Origin of the sequence: Rhodococcus sp. MEB032 (assembly GCF_030208925.1) — a bacterium.
Lineage (GTDB): Bacteria > Actinomycetota > Actinomycetes > Mycobacteriales > Mycobacteriaceae > Rhodococcus_F > Rhodococcus_F qingshengii.
This window is the reverse complement of the sequence record NZ_JARVSY010000055.1, coordinates 77,030-100,144: the sequence shown is the minus strand read 5'-3', so window position 1 is coordinate 100,144 and position 23,115 is coordinate 77,030. Positions and strand designations below refer to the sequence as shown.

Sequence of the window (23,115 nt, the reverse complement as noted above, 5' to 3'; positions counted from 1 at the left end):
CAGGCGAACCACCAACCGCAGAAGGTAATGGAAAATGGAAACATCGAAGAGCGCACAAGTGCGTCCGTCGGTCGGCGTCCCTCGAGAATCGAGTGATGGTGAGCGTCGGGTCGCATTGGTGCCGAAAATTGTGTCCGCTTTGATCGGCAAGGGTGTCGACGTGGTCGTCGAGTCCGGGGCCGGTCTCGGGGCGTTGATTCCCGACGGGTTGTACACCGCTGCCGGCGCGAAAATCGGCGATCCGTGGACTGCTGACGTGGTGGTCAAGGTTGCGCCTCCGTCGACAGAAGAGATCGCCCGGATCAGTACCGGCGCGAAGCTCATCGGTTTCCTGAATCCGCGTAATGCGGACAACCGCATCGCCGAGTTGAAGGCCGCCGGCATCGAGGGATACGCCGTGGAGGCGATTCCTCGTATCTCCCGCGCGCAGGTGATGGACGCGTTGTCCTCGCAGGCGAACGTGTCCGGGTACAAGGCTGTTCTGTTGGCAGCATCGGAGTCGACGCGGTTCTTCCCGATGCTCACCACCGCTGCGGGCACGGTGAAGCCTGCGACGGTTCTGGTCCTCGGAGTGGGAGTGGCAGGTCTGCAGGCGCTGGCGACAGCCAAGCGTCTCGGTGGCCGCGCTACCGGGTACGACGTGCGTCCTGAGGTCGCCGACCAGGTGCGTTCGGTGGGTGCACAGTGGCTCGACCTCGGAATCGATGCGGCGGGCGAGGGTGGATACGCCCGCGAGTTGACCGACGACGAGCGAGCGAAGCAGCAGCAGGCACTCGAAGATGCGATCAAGGGCTTCGACGTTGTGATCACCACAGCTCTGGTTCCGGGTCGTCCGGCGCCGCGCCTGGTGACCGCTGCCGCGGTCGAAGGCATGAAGCCGGGCAGTGTGGTGGTCGACCTCGCGGGTGAAACCGGTGGTAACTGCGAGCTGACCGAGCCGGGTCAAACCGTCGTCAAGCACGGCGTGACCATTTGCTCTCCGCTGAATTTGCCGGCGTCCATGCCGGAGCATGCGTCCGAGTTGTACTCGAAGAACATTTCCGCGCTGATCGAACTCATGTTGGTGGAAGGTGCCTTGGCGCCTGATTTCTCCGACGAGGTTCTGGCCGGTGCGTGCGTCACCCGTGAAGAGAAGGGCGCCTGATGTACACATCACTTCTGGCGAACATCGCGATCCTGGTGTTGTCCGGGTTCGTCGGTTTCGCTGTGATCTCCAAAGTTCCGAACACCCTGCACACCCCGTTGATGTCCGGCACGAACGCCATCCACGGCATCGTCGTCCTGGGCGCGTTGGTCGTCCTGGGCAAGGTGCACGATCCCTCGATCGGGCTGCAGATCATCTTGTTCGTCGCGCTCGTCTTCGGAACCGTGAACGTTGTCGGTGGTTTTGTCGTCACGGACCGCATGTTGGCGATGTTCAAGGCCAAGCCGGCCGCCAAGTCTGTGTCGAAGGATGGTGACCAGTAATGGAATACCTGGTCAATGCGCTCTACATTGTCGCGTTCTCGATGTTCATCTACGGCCTCATGGGTCTTACCGGCCCGAAGACCGCAGTCCGCGGCAACCAGATCGCCGCGGTCGGCATGCTCATCGCCGTCGTTGCAACTCTGATCTCCATTCGTGATGCGGAGATGGGGAACTGGATCCTCATCGCTGCCGGCCTTGTCATCGGTGTCGTGCTCGGCGTTCCGCCGGCGCTCCGCACGAAGATGACGGCCATGCCGCAGTTGGTGGCACTGTTCAACGGTGTCGGCGGCGGCACGGTCGCGTTGATCGCGTACGCGGAGTTCCTGGACTCGGACGGTTTCACCGCATTCCAGCACGGCGAGTCGCCGACGGTACACATCGTCATCGCTTCGCTCTTTGCCGCGGTGATCGGATCGATCTCCTTCTGGGGCAGCGTGATCGCGTTCCTGAAGCTGCAGGAAACTCTGCCTGGTCGTCCGATCGGAATCGGTAAGCTCCAGCAGCCGCTCAATGCTCTGCTGCTTCTTGCCGCCGTCGCGTTCTCGGTGATCATCGGTATCAAGGCGATCTCACCGGAAGGCCCGACCAGCTCACTGTGGATCGTCGGCGTGCTCGTGCTCTCGGGCATCCTCGGACTGATGGTCGTGCTGCCCATCGGCGGCGCGGACATGCCCGTCGTCATCTCGCTGCTCAACGCTCTGACCGGTTTGTCAGCTGCTGCTGCAGGTTTGGCGCTCAACAACCAGGCGATGATCGTCGCCGGCATGATCGTCGGTGCTTCGGGCACCATCTTGACCAACCTCATGGCCAAGGCCATGAACCGGTCCATCCCGGCCATCGTTGCCGGCGGCTTCGGTGGTGGTGGCGGTGAAGCCGCATCCTCCGACGGCGTCGTGCGCACGGCAAAGGCGACCTCGGCCGCCGACGCGGCCATCCAGATGGCCTACGCCAACCAGGTCATCGTCGTACCCGGATACGGACTTGCCGTCGCGCAGGCTCAGCACGCGGTCAAGGACATGGCGAAACTGCTCGAGTCGAAGGGCGTCGAGGTCAAGTACGCCATTCACCCGGTCGCCGGCCGTATGCCCGGTCACATGAACGTTCTTCTCGCAGAGGCGGATGTCTCGTACGACGCGATGAAGGAAATGGACGACATCAACGACGAGTTCTCTCGTACCGATGTCACCTTGGTGATCGGCGCGAACGACGTCACCAACCCGGCGGCGCGCAACGATCCGAGCTCACCGATTCACGGAATGCCGATCCTCAACGTCGACCAGTCGAAGTCCGTCATCGTGCTCAAGCGCTCGATGAACTCCGGTTTCGCAGGTATCGAGAACCCGCTCTTCTTCGCCGAGGGCACCTCGATGCTCTTCGGTGACGCCAAGAAGTCGGTCTCCGAAGTAACCGAGGAACTCAAGGCGCTCTAGCGCTGGTACTCGGAAGGGGCGTCCACTCGCAGCTGCGAGTGGACGCCTTTTTTCGTGGCCGTGTGTTGCAAAGATGTCGTGTGTTGCAACGACTTCTTGTGCTGAAACGACTTCTTGTGCTGAAACGACAAAGGCGCCTGGCCCGAGACGAAACTCGGAACAGGCGCCTCTGGCGACGTTTTACGGAACCTCGGGGGTTTCGGGGTCGGAAGAGAAGCCGGAAAGTAGTTCGATCAACTTCTGGATCAGTTCGAGCGGGTTCAGATCTTCGAGGCTCACGGTAAAGACTCCTTCGCTGTGGAACTACTTGATTCGGACATTTCAGAACATACGTCATGTCCAACCGTGGCGGGAGAGCTATCGGCGAAAATCTCTGAATCCCAAAGATTTAGGACTAAAGTCGGATGCTCCGGTGCCTGGAGAACGCGATGGCTGCCGTATCCGGGCGTAGCTCTTCACGTTTCGCGGCGATGGGCGATCGTGCCATCAAAATGGCTGCGGCACAGGCCCATACCAGGGTGATCAGAATGCCAGCTATCACTCCGAAAAGGCCGCTCAGCTCGGCGGCGAGCGCGCTGGCACCGATCGCAGCAACTCCGACGAATCCGAGCCCGGCGACCACCGGACGCCACTGCGGGGCGGAGATCAAGATCGCCGAGCAGTACAGCGCGGTCGCCGCTGCGACGTGACCGCTGGGCAATAGGTCCTGGGGCACATCGGGGAGCCAGGAACCGAATGCCGCGTTGGTGAGATTGGCGCCCATTCCGAGGAGCAGGATCGCGCCGATGCCGTATGGCAGTCCGCGGACCATCGAGACGACGGCCAGAGCGGTAGTGGCTGCGAGTACAGCGGTGACGTCGAATCGGCCTACCGTCCACTCGGCAAGTGCGCGCACCTGTTCCGGGACGCTCAAACCGGGCGAGGTGGGTCGCACGAAATACAAGACGCCCAGCGCTACGACGGCGATCGCGGCAAGGACGAGGAAGCGAGTGGTTGTGGAGGGAGCGGGGTGCTGGGTGGAGGTCGAGACGGTCACGAGTACCAGCATCCCTGTTGAGTCTGTGCCGATCGTGAGGATCAGCTGTGAGGTCTGTAGGCGGTCGGAGAATCGCGCCGAACGACACCCGCACAACCCGCTGCGACCAGGACGCATGCAAACGGGATCAACATTGCTGTGGTGAGAGGCACAAGCTTGGTGACCCAGCCGATGGTTGCCGGACCGGCGAGGAATCCGATGTATCCCATGCCGACGACGCGAGACATGTTGGTGCCGGCCGAACCTGAGCCCAGATTTCCGGCCGTGGTGAAGATCTGCGGAATGCATCCCGACAGGCCGGCGCCGAACAGGGCCCAACCGAGCAACGTCAGTGGTAGCCAGCCGGATACCACGACGGTCAGCATTCCGATGGACGACAGCAACGCACCGTAGCGAACCACTGCCACCGGGCCTACCGCCGCGCTGATCCGATCCGCGGTGAACCGGCCGACGGTCATCATGGCGGAGAATGCGCCGAACGACAGTGCGGCAACGGCATTCGAAACACCGAGATCTTCCTTGACCTGCAGCGCGCTCCAGTCGTTTGCCACTCCCTCGGCCAGCATCAGAACAAAGGCGAGGGTTCCGAGGGCAAGTACGCGAGCCGAGAATCTGCCGTGTGTCTTTCCGGTAGTCGACGCGGTTTCGGCATGCACGTCGACGTGAGGGAGAAGGGGTCGCGAGCACAACCAGACTGCCAGCAAGCCGATTGCCGACGCGATGCTGAGCGTGACATACGGCGGAAGATCCAGTGCGAGAGTGCCGAATCCGATGACAGAGCCCAATACGCCACCGACCGAGAACATGCCGTGAAAGGCCGCCATGATCGGGCGCCGGTACAACTGTTCGGCCTCGACGGCCTGCGAGTTCATCGACACGTCCAACGCGCCGTTCGCAAAGCCGAACACGACAAGTGCAGCGCCCAGTTGCCAGGTGTTCGTGGCAAACCCCGGGCCGAGAGTGGCGAATGCCAGCCCGCTACCCGCCAGGACGACCATGCGTCTGCTGCCGTATCGATCTGCGAGCGGGCCGCTCAACTGCATGCCGGCAATGGCTCCGACTGCAAGAAGGAGAAGAAGTGAGCCGAGCGTCGAGTGACTGATCCCCACTCGGTGTTCGATGGACGGGATGTGGACGACCCACATCGCGAGGAGAAATCCGTTGATGCCGAAAATGCCGAAGATGCCGGCGCGGGCGCGCACCAGGGCGGAGGTGGGGACTGCGCGGTCGGTGGGGTTGACGCTCACTCGTTCCTTTCTACAGGTGAGTCAGCAACAGGTCCGGGTTCGCGAGCATCTCTGCGACAAATGAGAGGAATCTCGCGGCCTGCTCACCGGTCAGCACGCGGTGGTCGAACGTCAACGTCAGTGTCACGACGCTCCGCACTTCGATCTTGCGCTCGATCACCCACGGACGCTCGCTCACCGAGCCCAGACAGAGAATGACGGCTTCTCCCGGATTGAGAAGCGGAATGCCGCCGTCGACGCCGAAGACTCCGACATTGGTGATCGTGACGGTGCCACCCGTCAGGTGACGGACGTCCGTCTTTCCCTCACGGGCAGCAACGGTCAGTTCGGTCACCGCGCGTGCGAGTTGGACCAGGCTCAGTGTCTCGGCGCTCTTGATGTTGGGCACGGACAGTCCACGTTCGGAGGCGACGGCGATGCCGAGATTCACGTCATCGTCGACGGCGGCGTCGCCGCGGGCCTCGTCCCAATGCGCGTTCACCATCGGGTGCGAGGCGATGGCGGCCACCATTGCCTTGGCAGCGAGTGTCAGCGGAGTGAGAGACAGTCCGGTGAACGCCTCCGAGGAACGGAGCCTGCCGAGCAGTTCCATCGAAGGCGTGACATCGGCGGTGAGGAAGACGCTGGCCTGCGGAGCGCGGGTGCTGGCAACCATCGCCGACGCCATCTGTTTTCGTATGCCGGACGAGGCCAGGCGTGTCGCGTTATCCGAAGGCGACTGCACGGTAAGCGCGTCTGCGACGTCAGCCGCGGTGACGGCACCGTCGAATCCGCTGCCGGTGATTTCGCTCAAATCGATGCCGGCTTCGCGGGCCGCGCGCCGCGCCGCGGGGGTTGCGGGCCGACGCTCGGTACTCGCCGCGGATTGCGAGTACGGCGTGATCTTGCTCCGTCGGCGGCTCGGTCTCTCGGTCGCGGGTCCGTATCCGACCAGCACGCTCGGAGACTGAGAATTACTTGGAGACGGTGAATTTGAAGACTCCTCGATACGGATGATCGGAGTACCCACCGGAACGGTAGTGCCAGGTTCGACGAGGAGTTCTCTGACAACACCGATGTAGGGCGACGGCAGTTCGACAAGAGCTTTGGCTGTCTCTACCTGGGCGAGAACTTGATTGAGTGCCACAGTGTCGCCGACGCCGACCGCCCACTCGACCAGATCGGCGGAAGTCAGGCCCTCGCCGAGATCCGGTAACCGGAATTCGTGCGCCGTGCTCATGCTGCCAGCGTTCGGTCGAGCGCCGCGAGGATCCGGTCGGCGTCCGGAAGGTGAAAACGCTCGAGCTTGGCGGGCGGGTAGGGGATGTCGAATCCGGTGACCCGCAGGATCGGTGACTCCAACTGATAGAAGCAGTGTTCCGCGACGTGTGCTGCGATTTCGGCGCCGACGCCGAGAAACTTCGGAGCCTCGTGGACAACGACCAGCCGGCCTGTCTTGTTCACCGACGCCTCGATCGTGTCGAAGTCGACGGGGGAGAGTGAACGCAGATCCACCACTTCCAGATCATGGCCCTCTTCTTCGGCGATCCGCGCGGCGTCGAGTGCGGTGGTGACCATGGATCCGTACGCAACCACTGTCGCGTCGTTCCCCGAGCGGGCGACGCGAGCACGGTGGAGCGGAAGCTCGGGCGCAGCATCGGTATTCACGTCGGCGGTATCCCAGTAGCGCCGTTTGGGTTCGAGGAATATCACCGGGTCGTCGGCCGCAATGGATTGGCGGATCATGTGAAAACCGTCGATCGGATTGCTCGGGTACACCACCCGCAGTCCCGCGGTGTGAGCGAAGTACGCTTCCGGCGACTCCGAATGATGTTCCACCGCACCGATTCCGCCGCCACTGGGAATCCGAATCGTCAGTGGCGCAGAGGCAGCGCCTCGGGTGCGGTACTGGATCTTGGCCACCTGCGAGACGATCTGATCGAAAGCCGGGTAGACAAACCCGTCGAATTGAATTTCGCAGACCGGACGATATCCGCGCAAGGCAAGACCGAAAGCTGTTCCCACGATCCCTGATTCGGCGAGGGGCATGTCGATCACCCGGGTGTCGCCGAAGTCCTTCTGCAGGGCGTCGGTAACCCGGAATACGCCGCCGAGACGGCCGACGTCCTCGCCCATGATGACAACGCGACGATCGTCTTCGAGTGCGCGTCGAAGGCCGGTGTTGAGCGCGGTCACCAGATTCATGACGGTCATGACGAAGCCCCTTCCAGGCTACGGAGATACGCGCGATGCTCTTCGCGTTCAGCGTCGATCAGTGGGTGTGCCTCGGCGTAGACGTGATCGAAGAGCGCTGACGGGGGCGGATCGGCGAGCGCGATGGTTGCGCGTCGCAGTCCAGCGGCGACGTCGTCGGCGGCTGCCGCGATGGTGCTGAGTTCGTTTTCTCCGAGAAGATCGCGACGGCCGAGGAGCAGACGCATTCGCTCGAGCGGATCGCGGCTTCTCCACTCCGACATATCCGTATCGGTGCGGTACCTGCTCGGATCGTCGGAGGTCGTGTGCGGGCCCATTCTGCAGGTGATCGCCTCGATGAACGTCGGGCCGCTGCCTTCGCGTGCGCGATTGAGCGCCGAGCGCGTCACGGCGAGCACGGCAAGGACGTCGTTACCGTCGACGCGGATCGCCGGAATACCGTAACCGATCGCCCGATGCGAGATGGGTGTACGGGACTGCAGGGATACCGGTTCACTGATGGCCCACTGGTTGTTCTGGCAGAAGAAGACAACGCCGACACGGAAACTGGCGGCAAATCCCATTGCCTCGGCGATGTCACCCTGACTTGTTGCGCCGTCACCGAAGTAGGCGATCGTTGCGATCTCGGCGCCGTCCAGGTGTGCGCCGAGTGCGTATCCGGTGGCGTGCAGACCTTGGGAGCCGACGACGATCGCCGGATTGGTGACGTTGAATTGTTCTGGATCCCAACCGGAATGGGAGATTCCGCGCCACATAGTCGTCAGCAATTCGGGTGGAACTCCGCGGCAGCACGCGACGGCATGTTCGCGATAGCTGGTGAAGGCGAAGTCGCCTGGGGCGAGCGCTCTCGCGGAACCGACCTGCGCGGCTTCTTGGCCGAGCATCGGAGCCCACAACCCGATTTCGCCTTGACGCTGCAGGGCAACAGCTTCGGTGTCGATGCGGCGACTCACGACGAGATCGCGATACAACGACAGCAGTTCGTCAGGCCCGATGTCCGTTATCAGGCGGTCGAATTCGGGACGGCACACCCGTGCGCCGTTCGGTTGGATGAGTTGGACCGGATAATCGAGGTTGTCGACCATCTTCGCTCACCTCGGTTTCTGCTCATGCCCGGCGCGCCTCGTGAGTACGCCGCACAATCCCGATGTGTTGTATGCAGTTGTCGCTCTACCATCAGGATCCCCCTGATTGGGAAATCCGCAAGTATTTTCAATGCTGTATCAAGACCTGAGCTGCGAACTGACGAGTAACAAACGTGTCGGTACGGCCAACCGATCGGACTTCAACCGCTAGCATCGGTGCGGTGACTGCAGTCGGTTTGAACGAAGAAGCTGTTTCCGCGTGGATCGCCGAACTGGGGGTCGGCGCCACGACACCACTGACTTTCGAGAGGATCGGTAACGGGCAATCGAACCTGACCTACTCCGTGACGGATGCGGGCGGAGGACGGTGGGTACTGCGCAGACCTCCACTGGGAACATTGTTGGCTTCCGCGCACGACGTCGTGCGCGAGCACCGCATCCTGTCCTCGCTCCAGGGAACCAAAGTGCCGGTTCCGAAGATCCTCGGCATCACGGAAGATCCGGAGATCACGGACGCTCCGCTGGTCCTCATGAGCTACATCGACGGCGTTGTGATCGACGGCGTTCCGGTGGCTCAGAAGTTGACCGAGGACGAGCGTCGCGCGGTCGGCTTGGCGATGCCCAAAACCCTCGCCAGCATCCACGGAGTTGACCTGGAAGAGACCGGGCTGCACGACCTGGCCAGCCGCAAGCCCTTTGCCGAGCGTCAGCTCAAGCGGTGGTCGGCGCAGTGGGAGAAGTCGAAGACCCGCGATGTTCCGGATGTCGACCGATTGGCCGAGATTCTGCACCGAAACATTCCGGAACAGAACGAAGTGACGTTGGTTCACGGCGACTTCCACCTCAACAACGTCATCACCGATCCGGCCGAGGGGCGCATCGTTGCCGTCGTCGACTGGGAGCTGTGCACGTTGGGGGAGCCGCTCGCGGATCTCGGTGCGCTACTCGCGTACTGGCCGGAAGCCGGTGACAAGGTTGCCGGTCCGTTCATGGCGTCCACGCTGGAAGGCTTCCCGAACCGTGACGAGCTGGTCGCTGCCTACGTCGAGGCGACTGGCCGCGACGTGTCAGCGGTCGGATACTGGCACGTACTCGCTCTGTGGAAGCTCTCGATCATCGCAGAGGGCGTGCTGCGACGCATTCTCGACGATCCGCGCAACAAGGCCGAGCACGGCGGCCCGACGGTCGCGCTGATCGACGGAATCGTTGCACGCGCCGTCTTGACGGCAGATCAGCTCGGCCTGAGCTAGTTTTCGGTCAAGATCCCGGCTGCCGATCTGATGGCCGCCGGGATCTCCACCGGCTTACGGGTGTCGGCGTCGACGTAGACGTGGACAAAGCGGCCGGTGGCAGCGGGTTCCCAATTGCCACCGTCGACCTCGTGGAATATCGCCAGGGCGTAGACGATGCTCTTGGTGCCCAGCTTCTCGACGGAGATACCCACCTGCAACTGCTCGGGGAACGACAGCTCGCTCAGGTACCGGCACGACGTCTCGGCGACGAGGCCGATGGCAGGCAGGGTGCGGATGTCGGTTCCAGTGGAAGACATCAGCCAGGCGTTGACCGCGGTGTCGAAGTACGAGTAGTAGGTCACGTTGTTGACGTGGCCGTAGTGATCGTTGTCGTCCCACCGCGTCGGGACGGGCCAGAGAACGGGAAACTCGCTGATCGACGGGGGCGTCTGCGCTGTGCTCACGGCTTCGACTGTAGTGAGGACTGTCGCGCGAGTGAGGGCAGGGTGGTGCCCTGTAGGACTGCACGCACGATCAGCCCCACCAACAGTGCCCAGAATGCCGAACCGATTCCCAGGATACTGACCCCGGATGCGGCGATCAGAAACGTGACCACGGCGCCTTCACGTTCACTCGCCTCGCTCAGCGCCGACGTGAGGGCGCCGGCAAGCGTTGCCAGGAGCGCCAGTCCGGCAACAGTTTCCACGACTCCGGCCGGTGCGGCGGCTACCAGAGCGGCCACCGCGGCCGCGCCGGCAGCGAGAACGAGATACGCCCAGCCTGCGGTGAAGGCAGCGATCCATCGACGTTTGGGATCCGGATGTGCAGTGGGGGCGGCGGCCAGGGCTGCGCTGATCGCCGCGAGGTTGATCGCATGGCCACCGGCCGGTGCGCCGACGATGGTGCCGATACCCGTCACGATCATCGACGGTCGCCAGGGAACGGTGTATCCGAACGAATTCATCACGGCCACACCGGGAATGTTCTGCGAAGCCATCGTGACGATGTAGAGGGGAATCGCAATGCCGATCATTGCCTGCCAGGTCCACGACGGCGCGGTGAGATCGATGCGGGGAATCATGGCGCCGGCGTCGAGCACTCGATCCGACGTGACGAGGCTGATCCCGATCACGACCGCTGCGGTGAGGAACGCGAGCGGAACCGCCCATCGCTTGGAGAAGCGCTGCGCGGCAAGCCAAACCAGGATGACGGGCGCGACCGCTGCCGGTGCGTCCCGGACGGCGATGATCGGCGCCAGGCACAACGGCATCAGAACCCCGGCGAGCATCGCCTGCGCGAGGGGCGTCGGGATTGCCGAGATGATCCTTCCGAGCGTCGGCCACAGTCCGGTCAGCACGATCGCGATTCCGACGACGATGAATGCTCCGACCGCCGCCGGCCACCCACCCTCGACCGCTCCGGCGCCGGCGAGCAGAGCGGCACCGGGCGTCGACCAGGCCAGGGTGATCGGCATCCGATACCGGCGTGAGAGCCAGAGCATTCCCAACGCTTGGGTCACACACAGAACCAGCAGTCCGGACGCCGCCTCGGTTGCGTCCGCACCGACAGCCGCGAGGCCGGTGAGCACCACCGCGAACGAACTGGTGAAGCCGACGAGGGCCGTGACGATGCCTGCGCTCATCGGTTGCGAGTTGCTGCGAACGGCTTCCGGTTCGGTGGTATCTGTGGAGTCCGACATGGTCAGTGATTCTGCCCGACCCGCCCCAGACCCGATTTACCTGTCCGGTCGGATGGGTGAGGTGACCGCTTTGCCGTAGATGAGGTGCGTTTGGGCGTGCCAGACCTCGGGATGTGCGGCGAGGTGGTCGATCAATACTCGCTGTAGATGAGCACTGTCACGGACCGCGACGTGGAGGAAGAAGTCCTCGGGCCCCGAGACGTTGAAGAGCGCAAGCGTTTCCGGCAGTGCTAGGGCGTCGGCGGTGAACCGGTCGACGAGGTCGCGGCGGTGTGGTCGCAGTTGAACGGCGATGATCGCCTGCATCGACCGGCCAACGGCTGCCGGATCGACAACCGCGTGGATACCGCTGATCGTTCCGTTGGCACGTAGGCGTCGTACGCGCTCGTGGCACGAGGACGTCGCCAAACCGACTCGATCGGCCAACACCTTGTTGGTGATCGACGCGTCGTTCTGCAATTCGGCCAAAATCTTCCAGTCCACCGGATCCAGAGGCTCATTCTTCGTCATCTGCCGAACTATATCCGAAGTCGTTTTGAACTTCCCGGATCCAGTTGCACACTCCTGGCATGAACATGTGTCTCGAATCAGCTCGGGTGTGAGGTATTTCGGATGAGTGTCGGTCAATGGCTCGCTTTCGGCTCCCTGCTATCCATCGTCCTGTTCACGCCGGGACCGGATTTTGTCCTGATCCTGCGTCATTCTCTGGCAGATCGTCGGACCGGCGCGGTGGTGGCCGCCGGTGTGATTTCCGGGCTCTTCGTTCACACCGCTGCCGCGTCACTGGGTCTCTCCGCACTTGTGGCGACACGGCCGCAGTTGCTCTCCGCGCTCACCTACGCCGGGGCGGCATATCTGACCTGGCTCGGCATCTCCGCGATTCGAAGTGCTTTCAAGGCCCGAGCCTCGGACGAGGGAATTCCGGCAGCGAAAGAACCGATCGCGGTCACCACGGCATTTCGCTACGGCTTCCTCTCGAACCTGCTGAATCCGAAGGCTTTGTTGTTTTTTCTCGGGCTACTCCCGCAATTCATCGAGCCGGGTGAAGGCGCAGGGCTGCGGACGTTGATGTTGGCGGGCGCGACGGTGGTCGCCGCGGCACTGTGGTGGGCGATCGTGGTGGTGTTGGCGGCCGGAGCCGGCAAGAAGTTGCGTCGTCCTGGCGTCGGCAAGCGAATCGACGTGGTGACAGGCGTGTTGTTGGTGGGCCTCGGTGCCTTCTTCGGGGTTGCATGAGTGGTCGTGTCAGGATGGGCTCATGACACTTCCCGTGCTGATCGACGTCGAAGAACTGTCCGCTCTCATCGAGGCCGGCGCTGCGCCGCGATTGCTCGATGTCCGATGGGCGCTGGGTGATTCGAACGGCGAGCAGCATTTTCGCGACGGCCATATTCCCGGTGCGGTATTCGTGAACCTCGAAGAGGAACTTGCCTCGCCGCCGTCGCCGGACGAGGGGAGGCATCCGCTGCCGAGTCTCGAAGACCTGCAGGCCGCGGCGCGTCGTTGGGGAATCGACGACGGTGATTCGGTGGTGCTTTACGACGCCACCGGCAACACGGCCGCGGCCCGTGGTTGGTGGCTGCTGCGGTGGGCCGGACTCTCGGATGTCCGACTGCTCGACGGCGGGCTGCAGGCCTGGGAGTCCGCAGGACTGCCGTTGGCGGCCGGTATCGGCGAGTCCGTCAGCCCGGGCGACGTGACTTTCACCGGCGGCAACATGCCGACTGTCGACATCGACGGTGTCGGCAACTGGACGAGCGAGGGCGGTGTCCTTCTCGACGCCCGAGCCGGGGAGCGGTACCGCGGCGAGGTCGAGCCGATGGATCCCGTCGCAGGGCACATCCCCGGTGCGGTGAACGCGCCGACCGCCGAGAACATCACCGGCGACGGGCGATTCCTGGATACGACCCACCTGCGTGAGCGATTCGCCGGACTGGGCGTCGGAGACAAGGTGGCGGTGTACTGCGGATCCGGAGTGACTGCAGCGCACGAGATCGCGGCGCTCGCGATCGCTGGTTACGACGCGACGCTGTTCCCGGGCTCGTGGTCACAGTGGTCCAACGACAGCACTCGCGCCGTCGACACCGGAGCCTGAGTCAGCTCTTGGTGCGATCGATGAATGACGGCACGAGAAACCACAGCGCCGTGAACATGATCGCGGCGCACGCTGCCAAAACCTTTGCGGCAACTCCGCCGACGGCGACCTCGGCGATCAACAGGACCGTGCCGGTCATGGAGGCGGCCAGAAAGGCTATGCCGCACAGGGCGAATCGGTTGGCCACGGGCAATATGTTCTCGCGGTGCCCACGGCGGAAAAGCATGCGATGCCAGACCGCGGGTGCCATCAGGAACCCGAACGAGATGGCAACAAGGATCACTGTCACCAAGTGGATGCCGCGGATGTACGCCGACGCTTCCTCGTAGCGTTCGGTGAATGCCACGGCCAGCAGGAAGGCAAACAGGATCTGCACACCAGAGAGCGCGACGCGCAGTTCTTGCAACAACTCGTTGAAGTTCCGCGCGAGTTGTTGAGGTGGAGTCTCCCCGGTCTCGTTCACGGCGACGTGGTTCCTACGCCCGTGAGTATTCCGACGCTCGCTGGATCTGCTCCGCGCTCGGGCGCACACCGGTGTAGAGAACGAACTGCTCGGCGGCCTGAAGGGCAATGACCGACGCTCCTGTGATCGCCGTTTTGCCGAGTTCGGTCGCCAACGCGATCAGTGGCGTCTTCGAAGGCATCGCGACGACGTCGAAGACGACATCGGCTGCGCGCACTGCGTGCTCGGGGAACGACAGTGCATCTGCTTCTGCGCCGCCGGACATACCGATCGGGGTGGCGTTGATCAGCACACCTGGACGAAGCTCACCGAGTTCGGCCTGCCAGTCGAAGCCGTACTGCTTCGCAAGCGATGACCCCACTTGCTGGTTGCGGGCGATCACGGTGACGTCGGTGAATCCGGTGTCGCGCACCGCGGCGACGACTGCTTTTGCCATGCCACCGCTGCCGGCGACAGCGACGGACAGGCTCGTGTCGACGTTGTTGTCACGCAGTAGATTGGCCACCGCCTGATAGTCGGTGTTGTAGGCGTGCAGCACTCCGGACTCGTTGACGATCGTGTTGACGGAGTCGATGGCGCTGGCCGAATCATGCATGACGTCGATGTGCTCGATGACCTGTTCCTTGAACGGCATCGACACCCCACAGCCTCGAATCCCGAGTGCTCGGATGCCGGCGATCGCGGCTGGCACGTCTTCGGTGGTGAAGGCTTTGTAGACGAAGTTCAGGCCCAATTCCTCGTAGAGGTAATTGTGAAATCTGGTGCCGATGTTGCTCGGTCGCCCGGAGAGCGACATGCACAGGAGCGTGTCCTTGTTGAGGTCGACGGTCATCGTTCCCACTCTAATCGCGAGTTCGGAGTAGTTCTTGATGGAGGAGTGCACCCATCCGGATGGCCCGCAGCGCCGAATGTCGGGTATCCGATCGAAGCACCACTCGCACCGACAGAGCCGAGACGACATGGTCACACAGAACATCGACGAGCACCCGAGCACCGAATCTCGTCCACCGCGTCGTAGATGGGCTGCTCACGCGATCTCCGGGGTCTTGGCCGCGGCTGTCGTCCTGGGCGTCGGTGAACTGGTTGCGTTGCCGATCAACCCGGACGCGTCGCCCTTCTACGCGGTAGGTGCGACTACCGTCGACCGAACGCCGGCGTGGGCTCGCGAGTTCGCGATCGACACTTTCGGTACCAATGACAAGCCGGCGCTGTTCATCGGAATGTCGATCTTGATCGTTCTGCTCGGTGCGGTGGCCGGGCTCCTGGAACGGCGACGCCGCCCGATCGGCAGTGTCATCCTTGTTCTTCTGGGCGCGGTTGGTGTGTATGCGGCGATGCAGCGCCCGACTGCCGACGCGATGTACGTGTTCCCGACACTGGTCGGTGTGGTGGCGGGCGTCGCAACCTTGCGGTTGCTGATCACACAACTCGAAGTGCCGCTCTCGCCGGGCGTCGCCGACTCGTGGTTGCCTCGTCGTCAGTTCCTCCTGCTTGCGGGTGCGGCGTTGGCAGTGGCTGCGGCAGCGGGTGCGGCCGGGAAGTTCGTGGGGCAGAGAATCGCCGGAGCAGTAGCGAATCGTGAAGATTTTGTCGTGCCCACCGCCGCTGACCCGGCGCCGCCGATTCCGGCGGGTGCGGACATCGCGATTGCGGGTGCGTCGACGTACATCACGCCCAACGACGACTTCTACCGAATCGACACTGCACTCCTCGTTCCGCAATTGACAACGGATTCGTGGGAACTGCGGATTCACGGAATGGTGGACCGCGAGATGACGTTGTCGTTCGACGATCTGGTGGCGCGAACGCCCATCGAGCGAGTCATCACGCTGACGTGTGTCTCGAACGAGGTGGGCGGCGTTCTGGCCGGGAACGCGAAGTGGATCGGTTATCCCATGAAGGACCTGCTCGACGAAGTCGGTGTCCATCCCGACGCCGACATGCTCCTCTCGACCAGCGTCGACGGCTTCACAGTCGGCACCCCGGTCGAGATAGTCACCGACGGCCGTGACGCGATTCTCGCCGTGGCGATGAACGGTGAGCCGTTGCCGTTCGAGCACGGCTATCCCGTTCGGCAGGTCGTTCCCGGTCTGTACGGTTTCGTCTCCGCCACCAAGTGGGTGACGGAGTGGGAACTCACGCGTTTCGACAAGGTCGAGGCCTATTGGACCCAGCGCGGTTGGGGTGCGCAGGCACCGATCAAGACGTCCTCGCGTATCGAGGTGCCGGCAGCTCTGGCTCCCATCGAGCCGGGCCAGGTGCTGGTGGCGGGAACGGCCTGGGCGCAGCATCGCGGGATCGAGAAGGTCGAGGTTCGCGTCGACAACGGTGAATGGCAACCGGCGACACTGGCGCAGGAGTACTCGATCGACACCTGGCGTCAATGGTCGTGGATGTGGGATGCAGGCTCGGGTTTGCACACGGTGCAGGTCAGAGCGACGGATCTGGACGGGAATGTTCAGGTGGAAGAGCGCACTCCGCCGATTCCCGGTGGCGCCACGGGATGGCACACCAGGTCGTTCACCGTGAAGTGACGTCGGAATCCGAATGAGGTTCGGTATACAGACGAACAACGCGCTGAGCCATCCATCCGGCGATCAGGGTTCGCAGGCCGAAGTCGAACGTGTCGTCGGTTCGCAGTGGGGTCGTAGCCTCGCGCGTGATCTCGCTCGGGTTGGAGGATTGGGTCCATGCGACATCCGGCGTCGAGAGTTTCACGACTGATCCGAGAACCAGACTGTCCAGCGTGGAGATTGCGTGACGAGTGTCGGCCGAATCGAAACCTCCGTCCGAAAATGCCTGAACCAGTGCAGTATCGATATCAAAAGTTACCTCGGTGCGGACGCTGCGGGTCATGAGTAGCGGGATGAGGCGCCAGTGCTCGACCGCAGCTCGGCGATAGGCCCACCCCCACGCGCTGATCCGTTCGCTCCACCCTGCCGGTGGGTGGGGGACAGAGATCGACGACATCACGCGGATGCGCATGAGTTCGACGATCTCGGATCGACCCGAAATATGTGTGTAGAGCGAAGACGGAGTCACGTTCAATTGCTTGGCGATCCCGGGCATGGTGAAGTCGCCGGTCGCGTCGACAGCATCCAGAGCCGCGTCGGTGATGTTTCGCGTGGACAGTATCGGCTGGGTGGGACGCGGCATCGATTCTCCTGGTGAGGGATTCGTCAGCAATCTCGGACTTCATCGAGTGATGACAACTCCTTGATTTCGGGAGCCGGTATGCATCATACTAACCGAACCCTATTCGGTATGTCGGCGGAATCTTCCGGCGATCGGTACACGTCGGAGGAACATTCAATATGTCTGTCGTATGGCTGACCGGTGCAACGATCATCGACGGGACGGGCGCCGACCCGATCGAGAACTGCGCTGTTGCTGTGGAAAACGGGCGCATCAGTGCACTCGGTGGCACGCCACCCACGGGGGCGGAGGTGCTGGACTGCGCTGGGCTGACAATCACGCCCGGCCTCATCGACGCACACGTTCATCTCGGTGGATCGAGCGATCTCGCACCGAGCCTGCGGCGTCAGATCTCGGTAGCCGAGCTCGCTGCAGACATGTTCGCGACCTGCGCATCGACCCTCGACGGGGGATTCACCACTGTTCGTGACTGCGGCGGAATCGACGGTGGACTCGCCGGAGTTGTCGCCTCGGGCAAGATTCCGGGTCCGCGGATCATTCAGTGCGGCCCGATCCAGTGCCAGACCGGTGGACACGGACACCTGGCGGCCGAATGGGAGCCGACTTCGGACTGGTCCGATCATGACATCCCCGGATTACGGTGTATGTCTCTGCTTTCCGACGGTCCGCACGAAATGCGAAAGAACGTTCGCGAGACGTTCCGCAGGGGTGCGGACTTCCTCAAACTGTGTGTCACAGGGGGAGTGGTATCCACTCATGACAAGCTCACCGATACCCAGTTCACGGTCGACGAGATCGAAGTTGCCGTCGAGGAAGCCAATGCGCGCGGTACCTATGTCACGGTGCATGCCCACAACAACGAGGGAATCCGAAACGCTGTCACTGCCGGCGCGAAATGCGTCGAGCACGGCTCAGGTATCGACGACGAGACTGCCAAGTTGATGGCCGAGCACGACGTCGCGTTGGTGCCGACGTTGGCTGTGGTGCAGGCACTCTCGGACAGCGCGGCGTCAGCAGGTCTACCCGAATCGATTTCGGCTCGGATCGGCCAGATGATGCAGGGTCAGATCGACGGGCTTCTTGCTGCTCGAAATGCCGGCGTCAGAGTGGGCTTGGGATCGGACCTCATCGGTACCGATCAAACGGGCCGGGGAATGGAGCTAGTCCTGCGCGCCAAGGTCGAAACCCCGATGGACGCATTGGTTTCCGCTACCCGGATCAACGCCGACATTCTCGGTATCGCCGACGAGGTCGGCACCATCGAAGTCGGCAAGTTCGCCGACCTCGTTGCCTTCCGCGGCAATCCGTTGACGGATCCGTCCATCTTCGCCGATCGTGAGCGCATCGCACTCGTCATTCAGAGCGGTCGAGTGGTGAAGGACGGCCGGTAGCTCAACAGCGAGTGGCGAGTTCTGTCAACGCCGAGTGATCCGCCCGGCTGACCGGTAAGCCGTAGGAAATCGCGACGGTCAAGTACTTGCCGGCGTAAAAGCATCGGTATGCAGGATTGGGCGGCAACCACTCACTGGGCGTGCTGTCGCCTTTCGACTGGTTGTCGGGGCCGTTGACGGCCAACAGGTTCAGAGACATGTCGTTCGCGAACCTCATCCGCAACGCAGGAGTCCAGGTGTTCGCGCCGAAGTCCCAGGCCGCGGCGAGCGGGAAGACGTGGTCGATCTGGACGGACTTGGCCTGGCTGCGTTCGAATTCGATGCGATCTCCGGAGTACGGGTCGGTCATCGCGCCGGACAGTACGACGCAGTCACGTGTTCCTGGTTTGAACACCACGTCCGAGAGATCTTGGGCCAGGACGTTGTTGCGGGTATCGCACCCGTCGTGGCCACCTGGAGCGTCCTGGTCGTCGGACCACGCGGGGCCGAAGACGCAGGCTTCTCTGAACAAGAATTCAAGCTTGGTAATCATGTGGAAGTCCTTCCCGAGATCGATCCGAATCCAGGCATTCCGAGGTCAGTTGTTGCCGATCCTCGTTTCATCGTGGCATCGACCTGTGCGATCTTGTCCCTGACTCCGGTGTAGCTGACCTGCAGTCCTTCGACTTCACCCAGCCAGCCTTCCTGTTTGGCTTCGATGATGCGGGCTTCGAGGTTGTCTCGGATTTCTTCGAGCCTGCCTCGCTGCGTTGGATCCGGCCGCAGGAGTGAGCATCTGACGCAAGCATGCTCATGGATGCAGGGTGTGCCGAACGACCGTGCGCAGGTCCCGACCGATACTTTCCGCTTCTCGAAATGAGACAAGAACGCATCCCATTCCTCGTCGGTCGGTGTCCGGTATTCCTCACTGGGTCTCATCGAACGACGACGCGCGATGAACGCTCGATGCGCTTCGATCGTTTCCGAGGGGTAGACGGCCTTGTAGCCCATCGTCGTGTCAATTGTCTTGTGCCCGCAAATAACCTGTGCGATATGGGGTGGCAGGCCGTTCATGATCGCGTCGGTGACGAATATTCGCCGGAAGTCGTGGGGCTGAAACATCAACGGATCGCCACTGGCATCGGTGAGAGCTGCCACGGTGAGCGCATTGATGAGGAGCTTGCGGACGAAACTCGGTGGGATCGCTCGGCGTTCGTTTCCGATTCCCCGCTGAAAGAGCAGCGGCATCGGCGGATTCCACAGCTTCTCCTGCGTATCGTAGGCAGCCACGAGCGGTATCGATCCGTTGGGTTGCCGCGAACGCTGAACTACCGCACTGAGGACTTCCGCAAGCTCGGGACTGACCAAGATCAGCCGCTCGGTATCGGTCTTCGATGGAGCTATCTGCAGCAGCGGAACCAGTTCACCGGTACTAGGTAGTCGATATTCGGTGATGCTGTGGTGACTGAGCTCGAGGAGCTCTTCATGACGGATACCGCTGAGCCGCAACACTTCGATAGTGGCGAATGCCCAGAATGCTTCCTCGTCCTCGTAGGTGAGATCGCGGCGAACACCGGTAACAGTATTGTCGGCCCATACGACGCGGCCAGTTCCCCGACGGATCAAGGATCGTCGCAGTTCTCCGTCGGTTCCCGCGATCACCTCACCTGGTTCGGTGTTCTGCGCCGCAACAAGTAGAGCCGCTGCGGCCGCGCGGCGGTCAGCTGCGGACCGAACCAACTGCGACAGGACAGGCAATCGCTCGCGAGTGCGCTGATCCATCCGCGCTTTACGGTGTTTGAGTTCCTTGCCTCTTTTGACCTCGGCGTCGCTGATCGGGCAGGGCGCCACCCACTGCGCCCAGCGTGCCGGATCTTCGACGGCCCAGTGCGCGAGGTCGAGATAGAACGCACGCACTTGCAACAGATTGTCTTTGTAATTCTTTCGGGGCGAAGTTGTTTCGTGCTTTCGTCCCGCCGCGTCGACGGCGGTGCGTGTGATCGATCTCAGGTCGTCCTTCCATGCTCGGGCAACGTCAGGCGGCAGCGCCAGGGTGTCGATACCGGGGGCGAGTGTCTCGACGCGGCTCCAGAACAGCCCGGCGAGTCCTCGGGCACGAGAGTTGAGACTGGTGTAGTCCAGCGCGGGTTGACGCTCGCGCAGATAGTCGATGAGCAGAGCTCGGATCGGTTGGTTCTCGATCGGGTAGCGGTCGACGAGTTGTTCGATCGTCAACTGTCCGACCGGAGCGCCGAACGCACGGATGCTGTGTGGTGCATCCTCGGGAAAGATGCCCATCGCACGTAGTCGCAGGTAGAAATCGATCTTCTTCTGACCGCGGCGGGAGTGCACCTGCGCCATCGTTTCGATCAGCTCCACGCAATCGCCGACAGTGATCTCCGCGACCGTCCCGCCTTTGGATACCAGCAGGGTCGCGATTCTGGTCGCTGCGATTCGTGCATCGTCTCGCGAGGTATCCGGCTGAGTGGCAGCAAGCTCGTCCAACCGCGCGAATCCGTCCGGATCTCGCAGCTTTGCCATCATCGGCGCGAGAAACGGGTGCGCCCGGGAGAGCATCCACGGCAACTGCGGCCGGATCACGTCCAGGCACAGCAACATCAGCAGTCCTGCAGCCAGGTCGTTGCGATCATGTCTGACAGGGCGCCCGTGTCCGGCAATCCATTCCACCGGGAGATCGGCCCAGGAGGTTGTCGCGCCGTAACGAGACCCGCGGATGTTCTCGGCGCCGCTGGCGAGCCACCGGGCTTGCCAGGTATCGCCTGGCACCGAAGCCAACCAGGTCAGTATCTTGATCACGCCCCGGTGCCGTCCGGCTCGGGTGGTGACCGCAGCCTCAGCAAGCACCGAGCAGTTCAGTCGGGCCTCGACCTCCTCAGCAGAGGCAGCGGTGTGCGGCCACCAGAGTTCACCTTCGCGTGGTGGAAACTGTTTGTGCAGTTGGCGAATCCTCGAATGCGGCACCGGTGTGACCTCGAAGCGTTCCGGGCGGGTCATGTGCTTGACGGCAGTGCTCACAACGGCCTCCCGAACAGCACGCTCAACGCTGCCGGATCGTATCCAGGAGCAGGAGGCGGCGACGGAGCCCGCGGATGTTCCCGCTGATCAGCAGTACGAGCGTGGTGGGCCAGGACGCTGGCGATCACCTCGTCCTTATCGGGTGTCAGATAAATTTCGGTCGTCGACAAATGGGCGTGCCCCAACACCTCTTTGACCTCCACCAAGGACAAGTGCGGGTCGTTGGCCATCCGCCTCGCTGCACTGTGACGTAAGTCGTGCAGAGTCCAATCCGAACCGAGGGTAGCATTCGCACGCTCGAACATCCGATGCGCCGCATGGTAGTTCAACGGGCGGCGAGGCCTTCGCAGTGTCCACCACAACGGTTGCATCCGTCCGAGTGGCACCTCGCCCCGCAACTGCTCCTGATACAACCGCAACCAGACGAACGCGTCCGCCGACGCGGGTACCTGCTCCACCGCACGTGTTCCCTTGCGCACCACAGTAATCAACTGCTGCCCCGGGTCGACATCGCACTCGCGGACTCCCAACAGCTCCGACGCTCGCACCCCCGATGAAATCCAGAACGCCACCAACGCCCGGTCCCGATCCGACGACAACGCCGCGAACAACTTATCGAACAGATCCTCGGGAATCGCTCGGGGAATCCGCTGCGAGACCCGAGGCCGGTAGCGCCCCACACGCTCAGGTGCCCAATGATCCATCGGATTGTGGTGCGCATGAGCCCGTCTCGACCGGCGAGAGAGATCGAGAGGGAACGGATTCAGAAGCGGGCCAGTCCCCGCGTCCCGATGAAAATCGTAGAAACTTCGCAGCACCGTCTCACTGTGCGCCACTGTCGCCGGCGAGTACCCGGCCCCCAGAGCCGGTTTGCCGGTGACAGGATTCGGCGATGCCGCAGCAGTAGCAGCCGCCTCGGCGCTGGCCGGCACCACTGATCCTTGTCGTGCCTTCGCCGTCAACTGGATCCAACAACTGAAATCGCGGGCATCGACCCGATCGGCACGATCCCACGCCACGTCCACAGCGTGAAGGAACCGCCACCATCTGAGCAGATCCATACCGTACGAACGCACCGTCGCCACCGACCTCCCGGAAGCGATCAGCTCCCGGAAGAACACCTCGACGGACTCCACTCGTTCACCGTCGCTGCCCTGCAAGACGTAAGGCTCCGCCGCCTGACCTGTCGCTATCAACCGACCCACTCGGGCCACCACAAGCCCCGACAGATCTCTCGAACTTTCCCCTTCGCTCATGTCCGCAAGCTACCGACCCACATCGACCCCACCCCTTCAGACCTGCACCATTCGGCATTTAGTTCAGTCAACGGGGCCTCGCCGTTACCGCAGCCGCGCTGGTATCCACCCGGATGTGGTCGGGTGTCGACAATCGCGGTCCGGGACAGCAGCGATTCGAGCTCCGATCGTGTCGGGCTGCCCGGGGCCGACTCGAGACGCTCGTCCCCGAACCATCCGCAGGACGCGACGAGACATACGAGCACGAGCGTCGACAGGATCGCAGATAACCGTGCAACCACCTGTGCCCCGTCCGTCGTAGACGGTGATTCAACGCCGTCCGTCGTAGACGGTGATTCAACGCCGTCCGT

Annotated in this window: 21 protein-coding genes and 1 pseudogene; 8 read left to right on the top strand and 14 right to left on the bottom strand. The window is 62.7% G+C overall.

The window, feature by feature from the left end:
• Positions 1 to 34 precede the first annotated feature (34 nt).
• Genes QRN54_RS32615 through QRN54_RS32605 form a run of 3 tightly spaced genes read left to right on the top strand, consistent with a single transcriptional unit; the run spans position 35 to position 2,897 of the window.
• Positions 35 to 1,144 (top strand): Re/Si-specific NAD(P)(+) transhydrogenase subunit alpha, encoded by a 1,110-nt coding sequence (locus QRN54_RS32615; RefSeq protein WP_285184001.1) that lies wholly within the window; start codon positions 35 to 37, stop codon positions 1,142 to 1,144.
• The gene (locus QRN54_RS32610) at positions 1,144 to 1,467 is read left to right on the top strand and encodes an NAD(P) transhydrogenase subunit alpha part 2 (protein WP_003941319.1); all 324 of its coding nucleotides are present in this window, start codon (positions 1,144 to 1,146) and stop codon (positions 1,465 to 1,467) included. Before QRN54_RS32615 ends, QRN54_RS32610 begins: the two co-directional genes overlap by 1 nt.
• Positions 1,467 to 2,897 (top strand): NAD(P)(+) transhydrogenase (Re/Si-specific) subunit beta, encoded by a 1,431-nt coding sequence (locus QRN54_RS32605; RefSeq protein WP_214924605.1) that lies wholly within the window; start codon positions 1,467 to 1,469, stop codon positions 2,895 to 2,897. Before QRN54_RS32610 ends, QRN54_RS32605 begins: the two co-directional genes overlap by 1 nt.
• A 394-nt stretch (positions 2,898 to 3,291) precedes the next feature.
• Here QRN54_RS32605 and QRN54_RS32600 read toward each other — a convergent pair whose 3' ends face one another.
• From QRN54_RS32600 to pdhA, 5 genes are read right to left on the bottom strand one after another with little or no spacing between them, the layout of a single operon-like run.
• A complete protein-coding gene (locus QRN54_RS32600) occupies positions 3,292 to 3,945 on the bottom strand; it encodes a hypothetical protein (protein ID WP_007726101.1) in 654 nt (217 codons plus the stop codon).
• Between the two features lie 29 nt (positions 3,946 to 3,974).
• A complete protein-coding gene (locus tag QRN54_RS32595) occupies positions 3,975 to 5,180 on the bottom strand; it encodes an MFS transporter (protein WP_042447902.1) in 1,206 nt (401 codons plus the stop codon).
• Positions 5,181 to 5,190: 10 nt separating this feature from the next.
• Complete coding sequence (locus QRN54_RS32590) at positions 5,191 to 6,399, bottom strand: dihydrolipoamide acetyltransferase family protein (protein WP_215516002.1); 1,209 nt, start codon at positions 6,397 to 6,399, stop codon at positions 5,191 to 5,193.
• The gene (locus QRN54_RS32585; protein ID WP_030536836.1) at positions 6,396 to 7,373 is read right to left on the bottom strand and encodes an alpha-ketoacid dehydrogenase subunit beta; all 978 of its coding nucleotides are present in this window, start codon (positions 7,371 to 7,373) and stop codon (positions 6,396 to 6,398) included. Before QRN54_RS32585 ends, QRN54_RS32590 begins: the two co-directional genes overlap by 4 nt.
• The gene (gene pdhA, locus QRN54_RS32580; protein ID WP_285184000.1) at positions 7,370 to 8,458 is read right to left on the bottom strand and encodes a pyruvate dehydrogenase (acetyl-transferring) E1 component subunit alpha; all 1,089 of its coding nucleotides are present in this window, start codon (positions 8,456 to 8,458) and stop codon (positions 7,370 to 7,372) included. Before pdhA ends, QRN54_RS32585 begins: the two co-directional genes overlap by 4 nt.
• 221 nt (positions 8,459 to 8,679) lie before the next feature.
• Here pdhA and QRN54_RS32575 point away from each other — a divergent pair, with 221 nt between their 5' ends.
• Positions 8,680 to 9,708, top strand: a complete 1,029-nt coding sequence (locus QRN54_RS32575) for a phosphotransferase family protein (protein WP_285183999.1) — start codon at positions 8,680 to 8,682, stop codon at positions 9,706 to 9,708.
• Here the strand turns inward: QRN54_RS32575 and QRN54_RS32570 are convergent.
• Genes QRN54_RS32570 through QRN54_RS32560 form a run of 3 tightly spaced genes read right to left on the bottom strand, consistent with a single transcriptional unit; the run spans position 9,705 to position 11,899 of the window.
• Positions 9,705 to 10,154: an acyl-CoA thioesterase gene (locus tag QRN54_RS32570; RefSeq protein WP_285183998.1), complete on the bottom strand. Its 450-nt coding sequence runs from the start codon at positions 10,152 to 10,154 to the stop codon at positions 9,705 to 9,707. The two genes, QRN54_RS32575 and QRN54_RS32570, sit on opposite strands and share 4 nt — an antisense overlap.
• Positions 10,151 to 11,389, bottom strand: a complete 1,239-nt coding sequence (locus QRN54_RS32565) for a benzoate/H(+) symporter BenE family transporter (RefSeq protein ID WP_116056446.1) — start codon at positions 11,387 to 11,389, stop codon at positions 10,151 to 10,153. The genes QRN54_RS32570 and QRN54_RS32565 overlap by 4 nt, the downstream gene beginning before the upstream one ends.
• Before the next feature lie 36 nt (positions 11,390 to 11,425).
• Positions 11,426 to 11,899 carry an Lrp/AsnC family transcriptional regulator gene (locus tag QRN54_RS32560; RefSeq protein ID WP_003941284.1) on the bottom strand — a complete coding sequence of 158 codons (474 nt, stop codon included), beginning with the start codon at positions 11,897 to 11,899 and terminating at the stop codon, positions 11,426 to 11,428.
• A gap of 102 nt (positions 11,900 to 12,001) precedes the next feature.
• Here QRN54_RS32560 and QRN54_RS32555 point away from each other — a divergent pair, with 102 nt between their 5' ends.
• Positions 12,002 to 12,625, top strand: coding sequence for a LysE family translocator (locus QRN54_RS32555; RefSeq protein ID WP_003941342.1), 624 nt, complete (start codon positions 12,002 to 12,004; stop codon positions 12,623 to 12,625).
• A gap of 22 nt (positions 12,626 to 12,647) precedes the next feature.
• Positions 12,648 to 13,484, top strand: a complete 837-nt coding sequence (locus QRN54_RS32550; protein WP_285183997.1) for a sulfurtransferase — start codon at positions 12,648 to 12,650, stop codon at positions 13,482 to 13,484.
• Between the two features lies 1 nt (position 13,485).
• Here QRN54_RS32550 and QRN54_RS32545 read toward each other — a convergent pair whose 3' ends face one another.
• On the bottom strand, positions 13,486 to 13,947 hold the full coding sequence (locus QRN54_RS32545; RefSeq protein ID WP_003941357.1) for a DUF6328 family protein: 462 nt from the start codon (positions 13,945 to 13,947) through the stop codon (positions 13,486 to 13,488).
• A gap of 13 nt (positions 13,948 to 13,960) precedes the next feature.
• Positions 13,961 to 14,779, bottom strand: a complete 819-nt coding sequence (locus QRN54_RS32540; protein ID WP_285183996.1) for a shikimate 5-dehydrogenase — start codon at positions 14,777 to 14,779, stop codon at positions 13,961 to 13,963.
• A gap of 127 nt (positions 14,780 to 14,906) precedes the next feature.
• On the opposite strand from QRN54_RS32540, the gene QRN54_RS32535 reads away from it, so the two are divergent.
• Positions 14,907 to 16,481 (top strand): molybdopterin-dependent oxidoreductase, encoded by a 1,575-nt coding sequence (locus QRN54_RS32535; RefSeq protein ID WP_020908339.1) that lies wholly within the window; start codon positions 14,907 to 14,909, stop codon positions 16,479 to 16,481.
• Here QRN54_RS32535 and QRN54_RS32530 read toward each other — a convergent pair.
• Positions 16,468 to 17,103 carry a TetR/AcrR family transcriptional regulator C-terminal domain-containing protein gene (locus QRN54_RS32530; RefSeq protein WP_007726121.1) on the bottom strand — a complete coding sequence of 212 codons (636 nt, stop codon included), beginning with the start codon at positions 17,101 to 17,103 and terminating at the stop codon, positions 16,468 to 16,470. The genes QRN54_RS32535 and QRN54_RS32530 overlap by 14 nt on opposite strands.
• 158 nt (positions 17,104 to 17,261) lie before the next feature.
• On the opposite strand from QRN54_RS32530, the gene QRN54_RS32525 reads away from it, so the two are divergent.
• A complete protein-coding gene (locus QRN54_RS32525; RefSeq protein ID WP_007726122.1) occupies positions 17,262 to 18,494 on the top strand; it encodes a metal-dependent hydrolase family protein in 1,233 nt (410 codons plus the stop codon).
• 1 nt (position 18,495) lies between these two features.
• Here the strand turns inward: QRN54_RS32525 and QRN54_RS32520 are convergent.
• From QRN54_RS32520 to QRN54_RS32510, 3 genes and pseudogenes are all read right to left on the bottom strand, one after another.
• Positions 18,496 to 18,996 (bottom strand): annotated as a pseudogene (locus QRN54_RS32520) (HNH endonuclease family protein); the annotation flags it as partial.
• Between the two features lie 26 nt (positions 18,997 to 19,022).
• Positions 19,023 to 21,509, bottom strand: coding sequence for a tyrosine-type recombinase/integrase (locus tag QRN54_RS32515; protein WP_011133408.1), 2,487 nt, complete (start codon positions 21,507 to 21,509; stop codon positions 19,023 to 19,025).
• On the bottom strand, positions 21,506 to 22,765 hold the full coding sequence (locus tag QRN54_RS32510; RefSeq protein ID WP_011133407.1) for a tyrosine-type recombinase/integrase: 1,260 nt from the start codon (positions 22,763 to 22,765) through the stop codon (positions 21,506 to 21,508). The genes QRN54_RS32515 and QRN54_RS32510 overlap by 4 nt, the downstream gene beginning before the upstream one ends.
• Between the last annotated feature and the right edge of the window lie 350 nt (positions 22,766 to 23,115).